This window comes from Mesorhizobium sp. M0898 (genome assembly GCF_040319695.1).
Lineage (GTDB): Bacteria > Pseudomonadota > Alphaproteobacteria > Rhizobiales > Rhizobiaceae > Mesorhizobium.
The window spans coordinates 70,139-81,560 of the sequence record NZ_JAMYOE010000017.1 but is presented as its reverse complement, the minus strand read 5'-3'; the positions used below and the strand labels follow the sequence as shown (position 1 = coordinate 81,560).

General features: G+C 61.5%; 12 protein-coding genes. 8 read left to right on the top strand and 4 right to left on the bottom strand.

The genetic code is table 11. The annotated features are described in order from the left end of the window. Positions 1 to 235: 235 nt before the first annotated feature. The 5 genes from NKH90_RS18850 (at position 236) to NKH90_RS18830 (ending at position 3,528) form a co-directional block, all read left to right on the top strand. A complete protein-coding gene (locus NKH90_RS18850; protein ID WP_352820368.1) occupies positions 236 to 604 on the top strand; it encodes a hypothetical protein in 369 nt (122 codons plus the stop codon). Between the two features lie 261 nt (positions 605 to 865). Further along, positions 866 to 2,113 carry a BtaA family protein gene (locus NKH90_RS18845; protein WP_352820367.1) on the top strand — a complete coding sequence of 416 codons (1,248 nt, stop codon included), beginning with the start codon at positions 866 to 868 and terminating at the stop codon, positions 2,111 to 2,113. After that, positions 2,110 to 2,775, top strand: coding sequence for a class I SAM-dependent methyltransferase (locus NKH90_RS18840; RefSeq protein ID WP_352820366.1), 666 nt, complete (start codon positions 2,110 to 2,112; stop codon positions 2,773 to 2,775). Before NKH90_RS18845 ends, NKH90_RS18840 begins: the two co-directional genes overlap by 4 nt. A 135-nt stretch (positions 2,776 to 2,910) precedes the next feature. Next, positions 2,911 to 3,207, top strand: a complete 297-nt coding sequence (locus NKH90_RS18835; RefSeq protein ID WP_352820365.1) for a type II toxin-antitoxin system RelE/ParE family toxin — start codon at positions 2,911 to 2,913, stop codon at positions 3,205 to 3,207. 12 nt (positions 3,208 to 3,219) lie between these two features. Beyond that, entirely contained in the window at positions 3,220 to 3,528 is a 309-nt protein-coding gene (locus NKH90_RS18830) for a HigA family addiction module antitoxin (protein ID WP_352820363.1), read from the top strand. A gap of 24 nt (positions 3,529 to 3,552) precedes the next feature. On the opposite strand, the gene NKH90_RS18825 is transcribed toward NKH90_RS18830, so the two are convergent. Further along, positions 3,553 to 4,932 (bottom strand): serine hydrolase domain-containing protein, encoded by a 1,380-nt coding sequence (locus NKH90_RS18825; RefSeq protein WP_352820361.1) that lies wholly within the window; start codon positions 4,930 to 4,932, stop codon positions 3,553 to 3,555. Positions 4,933 to 5,337: 405 nt separating this feature from the next. Here NKH90_RS18825 and NKH90_RS18820 point away from each other — a divergent pair, with 405 nt between their 5' ends. Both NKH90_RS18820 and NKH90_RS18815 read left to right on the top strand, forming a co-directional pair. Next, positions 5,338 to 6,135 (top strand): glycoside hydrolase family 25 protein, encoded by a 798-nt coding sequence (locus tag NKH90_RS18820; RefSeq protein ID WP_502893719.1) that lies wholly within the window; start codon positions 5,338 to 5,340, stop codon positions 6,133 to 6,135. Positions 6,136 to 6,215: 80 nt separating this feature from the next. Next, the gene (locus tag NKH90_RS18815) at positions 6,216 to 7,388 is read left to right on the top strand and encodes a lytic murein transglycosylase (protein ID WP_352501074.1); all 1,173 of its coding nucleotides are present in this window, start codon (positions 6,216 to 6,218) and stop codon (positions 7,386 to 7,388) included. Between the two features lie 121 nt (positions 7,389 to 7,509). Here the strand turns inward: NKH90_RS18815 and NKH90_RS18810 are convergent, their stop codons facing one another. Beyond that, positions 7,510 to 8,730: an alanine racemase gene (locus NKH90_RS18810; protein WP_352820359.1), complete on the bottom strand. Its 1,221-nt coding sequence runs from the start codon at positions 8,728 to 8,730 to the stop codon at positions 7,510 to 7,512. Between the two features lie 227 nt (positions 8,731 to 8,957). Between NKH90_RS18810 and NKH90_RS18805 the strand changes: the two genes are divergently transcribed. Beyond that, complete coding sequence (locus NKH90_RS18805; RefSeq protein WP_352820357.1) at positions 8,958 to 9,875, top strand: DMT family transporter; 918 nt, start codon at positions 8,958 to 8,960, stop codon at positions 9,873 to 9,875. 36 nt (positions 9,876 to 9,911) lie between these two features. On the opposite strand, the gene NKH90_RS18800 is transcribed toward NKH90_RS18805, so the two are convergent. After that, positions 9,912 to 10,601 (bottom strand): RES family NAD+ phosphorylase, encoded by a 690-nt coding sequence (locus tag NKH90_RS18800; protein WP_352471536.1) that lies wholly within the window; start codon positions 10,599 to 10,601, stop codon positions 9,912 to 9,914. Beyond that, positions 10,602 to 11,039, bottom strand: a complete 438-nt coding sequence (locus NKH90_RS18795; protein WP_352501077.1) for an antitoxin Xre/MbcA/ParS toxin-binding domain-containing protein — start codon at positions 11,037 to 11,039, stop codon at positions 10,602 to 10,604. Positions 11,040 to 11,422: the final 383 nt, after the last annotated feature.

The following is an 11,422-nucleotide window of genomic DNA, read 5'->3' as shown; positions in this document are numbered from 1 at the left end:
GCGGGACCAAACCGACCGTGGGCCAAAAAGGGTTGCGGGCGCAATTTCGATGTCGGCGGGCGGATCAAACCCTCAAGGGCGAAGAGCAGCTTCGCCATTCTATACCAAAGACTTCCAGGACCGATGAGGACTTAGCACCCATATGGATGAGTATACGCGCCTCCCGAACTATGATCCAGATTTCTGTCGAAGGGTTGCTAAGTGGGGAGCTATAGTCTGTTTTTTGGGAGTTGTTGTGGAGGCCTTCATCTTTTCGCTGGTCGATCCAGCGCGAAGTAGTTGCCCTGGATGGATCATTCACGGCGGGCAACCCATACCGCTAAAGATGATATTCGCACTGACGCTTTTTCCTGCATTTTGGGCTTGCTTCGTTTTTCTAAGATGGAAACATTTTTCTAAGACGATGCATGCTGCCGCTACAGGTAATTATGTGCCGCCCTTATCAAAACTCTTAGGTCATCCCAAGATCGATCCGTTCACATTCCCTCATGATCAAGTGTTTCGAACGGTGATCGTGCTGTGGTGCATATTCTGCACAAGCCCTCTTTGGTTGATGCTCACTTTCTGTACAAATACATTTGGCTATCTTGGTTTCAACCGCTGACAAACTCATGAAAACTGCGACACCGGAACCGACATTTGGGGATGCTCGCCTGCCTCTACGGATTGATCGTAGATTCATGAACTACGATTCGACTGGCCCTCGATTTTCCAGCCAAATTCGCTGCCAAGTAAGGTTGTGCCAAGGCACCACCTAATTTTGCGCGCCACAGCAATGCTTGAGCCGGCGTCAACAGGCTGTCACCGGCCTGTCATCACCCTGCGCTACCCGCTTGCGGCAACGCAAACGGGGAATCGCCTTGCCATGACGGACATTTCTGGGGACCTGGTTTTTCGCCGCGGCAAGGAAGTCGGCAAGGCCGTCTACCAGAACCGCCCGCTGTCGAAAGCCGGCATCTCCGAGCGCCTGTTCGCCTTCCTGTTCTCCGGCCTCGTCTATCCGCAGATCTGGGAAGACCCCGAAATCGACATGGACGCGATGCAGCTCGGGACGGGCCACCGCATCGTCACCATTGCCTCCGGCGGCTGTAACATCCTTGCCTATCTCACCCGCTCGCCGGAAAGGATCGATGCCGTCGACCTCAACGCTGCCCATATCGCGCTGAACCGCATGAAGCTCGAAGCCGTCCGTCACCTGCCGTCGCAGGGCGACCTGTTCCGTTTCTTCGGCGCGGCTGAGACCGGGCACAATTCACAGGCCTACGATCGCTTCATCGCACCGCATCTCGACCCGGTCAGCCGCCATTATTGGGAGCGCCGCAACTGGCGCGGCCGTCGCCGCATCGCTGTCTTCGACCGCAATTTCTACCAGACCGGCCTGCTTGGCCTGTTCATCGCCGTGGGCCACCGCACCGCAAAATTCTTCGGCGTCGACCCGGCCGGCATCATGGACGCCAAGAGCATCGCCGATCAGCGCCGCTTCTTCGACGAAGAGCTGGCGCCGGTCTTCAAAAAACCGCTGCTGAAATGGGCGACCTCACGAAAAGCCTCGCTGTTCGGCCTCGGCATTCCGCCGGCCCAGTACGATTCGCTGATCACCTCGGGTGACGGCACCATGGCCAGCGTGCTGAAGGCACGACTGGAAAAGCTCGCCTGCGATTTTCCGCTGAAGACCAATTATTTCGCCTGGCAGGCTTTCGCCCGCCGCTACCCTGATCCGGGCGAGGCCGCCCTGCCCGCCTATCTCGAAAAGCGCAACTACAAGACGATCCGCAACAATGTCGATCGCGTTGCCATCCACCACGCCAATCTGATCGAGTTCCTTGCCGGCAAGGATGCCGGCTCGGTGGATCGCTTCGTGCTGCTCGATGCACAGGACTGGATGACCGACCACCAGCTCAACGGGTTGTGGGCCGAGATCACCCGAACCGCCTCAACCGGCGCCCGCGTCATCTTCCGCACCGCAGCGGAACCCAGCCTGCTGCCCGGCCGCGTCTCGAATTCGCTGCTCGATCAGTGGCGCTACGAGAACGACGCCTCGCGCGAGTTTTCGGCGCGCGACCGCTCGGCCATCTATGGCGGCTTCCATCTCTATGTGAAGCGGTCCGCATGAGCACGACCGACTTGCCGGCCAGCCATGCCGAGCTGATGGACGGCGTCTACCGCTGGCAGCGTCATATCTACGACCTGACCCGCAAATACTATCTGCTCGGCCGCGACCGGCTTATCGCCGGACTGGATGTGCCGGCCGGCGGCACCGTGCTCGAGCTCGGCTGCGGCACCGGCCGCAACATCATCCTCGCCGCCCGCCGCTATCCCGGCGCGCGCTTCTTCGGCCTCGATATTTCGGCCGAGATGCTGGAGACGGCCACTACCGCCCTCGCGCGCGCAGGCCTCTCCGGCCGCGTCACGCTGGCGCGCGGCGATGCCACGAATTTCGACGCGAAAGCGCTGTTCGGCGTCAAAAGTTTCGACCGCATTTTTGTCTCGTATTCGCTGTCGATGATTCCCGGCTGGGAAAAGACGGTATCCGCGGCTCTTGCTGCCCTGTCACCGGGCGGCTCGCTGCACGTCGTCGATTTCGGCCAGCAGGAGGCCCTGCCCGGCTGGTTCCGCACGCTGCTGCGCGGCTGGTTGAGAAAATTCCATGTCCAGCCGCGTGAAGCCCTGCGCGACGTCCTGGAATCGGAATCTGCGAGAGTTGGTGCAAGCCTTCGATTCAGAACACTTTATCGCGGCTACAGCTGGCTCGCCGTGATCAAGATCGCCATCTAATATCAATTTTGGCGTGGAAGGTTTTGGGGCTCCAATCCTAAATGGGGGCCGTGGCTGAAATCAGTTAATTGGCTAAATCACACATTGCCATGTGACCCAAGGAGTGGTACATTATCTCCTCGCCGGAAGCATGGGATGATCATCGGATTTAGAGATGGATGGCTGCGGGCTTTCTTCGTGGACGACACTCACTCCCGCAATATTCCGTCCGATCTCGAAAGCCGTTTGTTCCGCAACCTCCAGATGATTGACGACGCGGCGATCGATCAGGATTTGCGTGTGCCGCCCAGCAACCATTTCGAGAAGTTGCGCGGCAATCTCGAAGGCTTCCATTCGATCCGTGTCAACAAACAATGGCGGCTCGTCTTCCGCTGGGACGGGGGCCGGGGCGAGGCGTCGGACATCTATCTCGACGACCACAGTTATATATAAATGAGGTGAGACATGTTGATGACCGCACGCAAGCCAGCAACGGTTGGCGAAATTCTTACGGAAGAATTCATGCAACCACTCGGCCTGACACAGGCGGCTTTGGCCGAAGCTATGAGCGTCCAGCGCAAGCATGTGAACGAATTGTGCAACGGCCGCCGCAACGTGACGGCGGCCACCGCGCTCATTCTGGCGCGGGTGTTTGGCAACAGCCCGGATTTCTGGTTGAACGTCCAGCGCCGTAACGATCTTTGGACGGTTATGAATTCACCCGACGAGCGGGCGCGTGTTGATCGCGCCAAGCCTTTGACGACAGCCGCATAGACAAGACTGCGACCGCCGCATTCCTCAGTGCAGCGCCTTGACCAGCGCCGCCACCATCACCTGCGGCCGATAGCCGAGCCTGGCCGGCGTCAGCCCGAGCCGCACCACAACCAGCTGCTCGGAGGGGATGATGGCGACCGTCTGCCCGTCATGTCCCTCCATCCAATAGGTGTCCTTCGGCAGACCTGCGGCAACGCCGGCGCCGGGGTTTTCTTCGTCGCCCGGTCCTTCTATCCATAATTGCCCCTTGCCGTAGACTTTCGAGGCAGTTGCCGGTTCCCGCATCCAGTCGACGAAGCCGGCGGGCAGGATCTCCTTGCCGTTCCAGACGCCGCCCTGCAGCAGGAACTGGCCGAAGCGCGCCCAGTCGCGTGCCGTGGCATAGAGATAGGACGAGCCGACGAAGGTGCCGTGCTCGTCGGCCTCAAGCACAGCGCTGTGCATACCGAGCGGATCGAACAGCGCGGTCCTCGGCCACGCCAGTGCCTTGTCCTTGTCGCCGATTGCGTCCTGCCACAATCGGGACAGCATCACCGCCGTGCCGCTCGAATAGGAAAACACCTTGCCGATCTCGCCGGTCAGCGGCTTGGATCCGGCAAAGCCGGCCATGTCCGGTTCGAGATAGAGCATGCGCGTTACGTCGGCGACGTCGCCATAATCCTCGTTGAATTCCAGCCCGCTCGACATCGCCATCATGTCGGCGAGGCTGATCACGGCGCGGCCATCTCCCTTCCAGGGACCGAACAGGCCCTGGTTGGTCATCGCCAGCTTGCCCTCCTTCACCAGCGTGCCGACGATCGCCGCATTCACCGTCTTGGTCATTGACCAGCCCAATAGCGGCGTCTTTTCGGAAAAGCCGTCGCCATAACGCTCAGCGACGATGCGGCCGTTCTTGACCACCACGACCGCCCGCATCCCGGCGCCATTCATGGCTGGATCGTCGAGGACTTTCGCGACCTCGGGATCCTGCGAGGCATCGGCCTTGTCGCCCTCCGGCCAGACCAGATCGGGCAGCGGCGCCGGCGTCGGTGCAGCTCCGGCGGCAGCCTTGGCGGCGGCAATATCGCCGTCGGGAACCGAGGCGCAGCCGAGCCCGTCGCGCGCAACCGCGACACTTTTGCCGAGCGCGCCGAACAGGCCCGCCGAAACCGTTCCCTTCTCCTTGTCCACCGACACTCTCATCAGCTTCAGCAGCGGATGACCCGGCGCCTGCACATCGACGGCGAGCACGTCGTCGGCGTCTCGCCCGGCGATGAAGACGTTCGAGCAGACGATCTTGGCGGCATAGCCGGAACCGACGCGGATCAGTTCCGGCGGCGCGAAATACAGCCAGCCGGCGAGTATCGCGGCGGCCAGCGCAGCCAGGCCGAGCAGCCATTTGACGAACTTCAGGAGGATCTGCATTTTTTCGAATTCCCCTGAGCGCGATCTATGTCATCGATTTGCCGCCATTGTTCGGCAAAATCGCGGCTCTTGTCGAGCGCCGTCAACCGAATATCAACCATGATCGGCGATCACAGGTGCATGTCGCCCAGAAGTGCGCAGCGGTTGTGGGACAACGACATGCATAGACAAAAGAGCCAAGCGCGTCGAAGCGACGCGCTTGGGACAGACCGGGCGATCCTGTGGGGTGACCGTCCGGCGGGGCTTGAATGCATGCGTCCCAAAACTGCGTAACGGTTTGGGAATGCATGAAACGAAGATCCAGGTGCGCCGCGTAAGTCGGTTTCAGACACGCTGCGCCCGGTCGAGGGGCCACCCGCGGAAAGACCCATCAGCGGCCGGCTGAAACCGGCTCGGGAAGTAGCGATGCGCCGTTTCGCGGTTCTCATCACGCTGATGCTGCTTGGTGCCTGCTCGACGGTCGAGGATCTGACGCCATCGCTATCGTCGTCCAGCGCCTCGATGGTTGCGGTACGCGCGCCGCGTTTTGCCGATTCCGACCCGCATGAATGGGACAGCGGCGCACCGTGGAGCTATGCCGTCCACGGCACCGACGTCTCCAAATACCAGACATCGATCGACTGGCCGGCGGCCAGGGCCAGCGGCATCTCCTTCGCCTTTATCAAGGCAACCGAAGGCGGAGACCGTTTCGATGAAGCTTTCAACGAGCATTGGAGCCGCACCAGGGCGTCGGGCATCCCCCGTGCCGCCTATCATTTTTTCTACTTTTGCACGCCGGCCGCTACCCAGGCGCGCTGGTTCATCCAGAACGTGCCCAAAGACAGCTCGGCGATGCCGCCGGTTCTCGACATGGAATGGAACCCGAAATCGCCGACCTGCAAGCTGCGGCCCGATCCCGCCACGGTACGCAGCGAGATGAGCACGTTCCTCGAAATCGTCGAAAAATACTACGGCAAGAAGCCAATCATCTACACGTCTGTCGATTTCTTCGAAGATAACGGTTTATCGGGCTTCCGCAATTACCCCTACTGGCTGCGCTCCGTCGCCGGGCACCCGCGCCAGAAATACGGCAGCCATCCCTTCACCTTCTGGCAGTATACCGGAACGGGTGTCGTGCCGGGCATGGCCGGAAACGCCGACATCAGCGTCTTCAACGGCTCCGAAGCCGCGTGGAAGAAGTGGTTGCGGCAGAACACCCGTTGACACCAGGCCTGCCGCCTGCTTTTCGACACAGCCAACGACGAATGCCTGCAACCGCCGGTAATCTTCTTGGAAGGATAGCGATGCGATTGCGCTTTGGACTTCTCGCGGCGCTGCTCCTGACCGCCGTGCCGGCAGCGGCACAGCAATGCGGCGGGGATTTCGAGTCATGGAAGCACGGCGTGGCGGCGGAGGCCAGGGCGGCCGGCGTCGGCGCTGCCGGCCTTGATGCGCTGGAAAACGCCACCCTCGATGAGAAGGCGTTGGCACGCGACCGCGCCCAGGGCGTCTTCACCCAGACCTTCATCGAATTCTCGAACCGCATGATCTCGTCGCATCGGCTGAAGCAAGGTGCGGCCAATCTGCAAAAATATGCCGAGGTCTTTGTCCGCGCCGATCGCGAATACGGCGTGCAGGCGCCGGTCATCGCCGCCTTCTGGGCCCTGGAGACCGATTTTGGCGCCGTGCAGGGCGATTTTCATACGCTGAACGCGCTGGTGAGCCTCTCGCATGACTGCCGCCGTCCGCAGCTGTTCCGGCCGCAGATCGTGCCGCTGCTGATGTTGATCGATCGCGGCGTGGTGCCGGCCGACGTGACCGGTGCCTGGGCCGGCGAGATCGGCCAGACGCAGATGTTGCCTTCCGACTATCTCGGCCACGGCGTCGACGGCGACGGCGACGGCCTGGTCGACCTGCGCGGCAGCGCGCCGGACGTGATCATGAGCACGGCCAGCAAGATCCAGTCGCGCGGCTGGAAGCGCGACCAGCCCTGGATCGAGGAAGTCCGTGTGCCTGACGATTTGCCGTGGGAGCAGACGGGACGCACCAACAAGCTGCCGTTGACGCAATGGAGCCAGTGGGGCGTTACCAGGCCCGACGGTACGCCGCTTCTCGACAACGGCCTGAAGGCCGGCCTGGCGCTGCCCATGGGTCGCAAGGGGCCAGCCTTCCTGACCTACGACAATTTCGACGTCTATCTCGAGTGGAACCAGTCCTTCACCTATGCCCTGACCGCGGCAAATCTTGCCGCCCGACTGGGGGGCGCGCCGCGATTCGATCCGCGCAACCCCGAACCCGGCCTCGACGCCGACCAGATGAAGGCGCTACAGACCAAGCTCGAAGCGAAAGGCTATGACGTGGGCACCGTCGACGGCATCCTGGGCACCAACACCCGCGAAGCCATCCGTAAGGAGCAGATGCGTCTGGGCCTGCCGGTCGACGGCTGGCCGACTCCGGAGCTGCTGGCCAGGCTGTGAAGGAGGTGAATGGTGAATGGTGAAAAGAATAGCACCGGAGCCGCATTGAGCACCAGAGCTACCACCATTCACTATTCACTATTCACTATTCACTATTCACTATTCACCATTCCACCATTAACTAATCCGCCATCGTCTCCAGGCTGGCGAACCCCTGCGGTGCATCGCCTTCGTCGAACGGCGTCGCCACTTCGACGAAGGTGTCGGGATAGAAGCCGTTGAACCGTGTTCTGAGCGACAGCGAATAGGCCCCGATATGGCCGATCTCGATCCAGTCGCCGGTATCGACTGTTTCGGGCAGCCAGAACGGCCGCGACAATATGTCGACGGAATCGCAGGTCGCGCCACAGACCTTGAACGGCACGATGGTCTTGTCCTCGCCATTGCGCGAGCGGATCGCCGGATCGGGGATGAAGCGCGCCGGCAGCGTGATCTTGCCGGTCCATGAATCCGACAGCGATGCCCAGATGCCGTCATTGATGTAGAGCCTTTTGCCCTTGCGCAGCAGCACGCGCACGATCAGCGACAGGCAGCGCGCCACGATCACCCGGCCGGGCTCGGCCACCAGCGGCATCTGGTCGAACTGGTACTCCTGGAGGTCGCCCGACAGCCGCGACATGATCTGGCCGAGCGACGGCATTTCCGGCTTGCGGCTGTTCGGATCATGACCGTATTCGGCGGGAAACCCGCCGCCGACATCGAGCCCGGCAACGTCGAAGCCGACGCGGTTGCGCACCCAGTCGGCGGAGGCCAGCGCCCGCTCATAGGTGTCGGGATCCTCGATCTGGCTGCCGACGTGAAAGCACAGCCCGACCTTGTAGCCCGTCCGGTTCAGCCGTTCGGCCAGTTCGACCGCATTGGCCGGTCCGGCGCCAAACTTCTTCGACAGTTCGTAGGCCGCCGAGCCTTTCGTCTGGATGCGCACGAACACGGTGATGGCGCCCGGATCGATGTCGAGCGCTCGCACCACCCTGGTCAGCTTGGTGATCTCGTCCTCATGGTCGAGCGAAATGACGCGGATGGCGTATTTTTCCAGCGCCAGCCTGATGTCCGACTGCGCCTTGACCGGGTGCATGTAGAGCATCTCGGCGTCCGGCGAGACGGCGCGCACGGCGGCGAATTCGCCGGGCGAGGCCACATCGAAGGCACCGACGCCGGCCTCGACCAGGGCGTTGAGCACGATCTGCTCGCCATTGGTCTTGACCGCATAGGCGGTCTTGCCGGGAAACATGCCCATGAACTGTTTGGCGTCCGCCTTCAGCACCTGCGGGCGGAAGCAATAGATCGGATCGTCCGGGCGAAGCGCCAGCGCTGCCTCGCGGGCATTTTCGAATCGCTGCATGGACGAATCCCTTGACTGAGGCTGCGCACAATTAATCCAAGCTAGCGGCTAATGAAAACAATTCTATGTCTCGCCGCCCTGGCTTCGCGGCGCTACGCCGGTGCTGCACGCCGGTTATGAGCGAGCTAGGCCATCGCTCAGGTTTCGGGTGGCCCTTGCGGCCGGATCGGGTAGAGCGTGAACAGATGCCTGAAGAGAGCAAGGCATCTCGTCTGGGAGGACGACCAATGGCGATAGCTGCCACCACCACGATGCGCGGTCCGATGGTGCTCAAGGACTGGGCGCAGCTTCTGCTGCTCGGCGCCATCTGGGGCGGCTCGTTCTTCTTTGCCCGCATCGCAGTGTCGGAACTTCCGCCGCTGGTGCTGGTGCTGTTTCGCGTCACCATAGCGGCGATCGCGTTGCAGCTCTATCTTGCGGTCCGTGGCCCGTCGTTTCGTCTCGCCTTGCCGCATGCCGGCCTGTTCTTCCTGCTGGCGCTCGCCAACAACGTCATCCCTTTCTCGCTGATCTTTGCCGGCCAGACCGAGCTTGGCGCCGGTGTCGCCTCGGTGCTCAATTCGACGACGCCGTTCTGGACGCTGATCCTCGCCAACGCCCTGACCAGCGACGAAAAGCTGTCGTGGAACAAGCTTGCCGGCATCGCCCTCGGTATCGCGGGAACGGCGGTGATGATCGGCCCCGGCCTCGTCGCCGGGCTCGGCGGTCCGGTCTGGGCGAAATTCGCGCTCATCGGAGCATCGCTATCCTATGCGGTTGCGCTGATGATCGCCCGCCGCTTCAAGGGTGTGCCGTCACCGGTCATTGCCACCGGCCAATTGACCTGCTCGACCATCATTATGATCCCGGTCGTTCTGTTCACCTATGATGCCGCCAATCTGTTTTCGGCCTCGCCGCCGGTCTGGGCGGCGGTGCTGGCACTGGCGCTGCTGTCGACGGCCTTCGCCTACATCCTCTATTTCAATCTCGTCGCCTCGGCCGGCGCCACCAACGCCTCGCTGGTCACGCTGATCGTGCCGGCCAGTGCCATCCTGCTCGGTTTCCTGTTCCTGGGCGAGCGGCTCGAACTGTTCGAACTCGGCGGCATGGCGCTGATCGCCCTCGGCCTCGTCACCATCGACGGTCGCCTGTTCGGGCGGCGTTAGAGATGGCGCAGCGAAGTTGTCGCTCCCGATCGTGCGCTATATGGGCGTGATCGCGGGAACAGATGAACCCTGCCATTCCAGACGCCAGATACCGCCTTGCCTGAGATTCTGAACGAGATCGGGAAGGAAGGCGGCAAGGCAGGTCCCGCCGACATGTCTCACGGAAGGATACACAAGACCGGTCGCGGCGTCTTGCTTGCGGAGTTGCTTCGCCAGCGCCTGACCGGCAGGATAGGCTAAGGCGGTATCCGGATCGAGCACCGGGTCCTTGCTGAACTCAGCACCGCGCAGATCGTGAAACGAGCCTATGAAGTCGGCAACGAGCTCCGCGTAGTCGGTGACGTTTTCAAACCGTTCGATTGCGGCAAGCTCGCGCGTCAGATGAAAAGAGACCTCGCCGAGCGCGGTTTCCGCATCGAACCCACAGTACCAGACGCCCCTGGCATCATCGTTGAAACGATTGCCGCCCGGACGGGTGTAAGCGAAAGCCGCATTGATGAAGGTGTAGCCCGGCCTCCCGAAAACCAGTTCGCGCGGATCGAGGTCGGGCAATCCCCCTTGCTGCGCCTGAAGACGGCCGCTGGTGGCCCCTTCGAGCTCCGCAAGGTCCTCCAAATCTCCATGATTCCTGGCCAACGGCATCAGGACCGGTTCCTTGAGCCTGCCTGTCGAAATGAGCCGGATCGTGTCGCGCTGGGAAATGTCAGCGCGCGGCGGGATCTGCATTCAAAGTCCACCGCGCAAAGCGTCGATGTGTTGGCGAACCTGCAGCAGCTTCGGAATGCCGCCCTCGATCATCACGTCCAGGGGGCGCCGGCCACCATAAAGCGGCCCTTTGTTCGGCAACCGCACCCATTCATCGGCAAGCGCTTCGGAGAACAGAAGCCGCAGTCCCTTGAAGATGCCGATCAGGGCGCTGATGCGTGTCAGCGAATCCTGGGAGAGAACGCCCTCCCACTCGCCTTTCTTCATGCGGAACCAGGTTCTCTCCGACACGTCGCCGATCAAGGTACAGATCTCGGTGCTGGTCAGATGCCAGATGTCTGCGAGCCTGACGATGCCGGCAACAGCCGCTGGCGTGAGCCGCGCCCGTGCCGAGGCATCCGCCAGATTTGCCGGCAAAGCCTGATTTGCAGGATCGCGAACCGCATAACCGACACTCATTCCGGCCTCCATCACTTGGCAGAAAATATACTGCCAATTGGCAGAAAATTCAAGTCCTGGCTATCTCACAACGCTGCCGGTTGCCCACCGCATTCGTATAGCGTGCGTATAGCGTGCAGCATCCGGTTGGATGCGCAAAGGATGCGTCGAATCTTCAGTCGGTCCGAAAATCGATTCCGATTTTCCGCCGCGGTAGCGCTGCCATTCTCGCTGCTGCCACGGCTTTGCCACAAATTATTCACAGGTCCCGAGCCGGCTTTTGACAAAGAGTTTCAATGCCTAACGGCAAACGGCAGGTCGCAAATTCCACAATCTCGTCGCATTGCAGCAAAGTTTCCGCTTGCCTGTGGCACAAATGACCCTAGACTCTCGCCATAGCTCTT